This is a genomic window from Pseudomonas sp. SIMBA_041, assembly GCF_046535095.1.
Classification (GTDB): Bacteria; Pseudomonadota; Gammaproteobacteria; order Pseudomonadales; family Pseudomonadaceae; genus Aquipseudomonas; species Aquipseudomonas mucoides.
Window position 1 is genome coordinate 1 of the sequence record NZ_JAWRXJ010000337.1, and the last position, 270, is coordinate 270.

Here is a 270-nt window from a genome sequence, read left to right on the forward strand (position 1 = left end):
TGTTTTACGCGGGCGGCGTCAAGCACCAGCAGAATCAGCTTATCTTCCAGCACAAAGCGCGCTTCCAGCGCCTCGCCGATGTCAGATAAACCCTGTTGAAACTCAAGGTAATTATCATGATCGATGGCGGTTTCCAGGCTGGAATCGTAGTAATCCATAATCTGTTGGGTATTGGCTTCGAGTTGCGGCCAAATCTTCGCGGCGCGCGCGAGTTGCCCGTTGCCTTCCAGCTTATGAAGAATGCGCTCATAAATACTGAAATGTCCGGCA

General features: G+C 51.5%; 1 protein-coding gene. It reads right to left on the bottom strand.

The window, feature by feature from the left end; genetic code table 11:
• Positions 1-270 (bottom strand): Rsd/AlgQ family anti-sigma factor (locus SB725_RS31385; protein ID WP_410923318.1); only part of this gene is annotated, 270 nt, incomplete at both ends.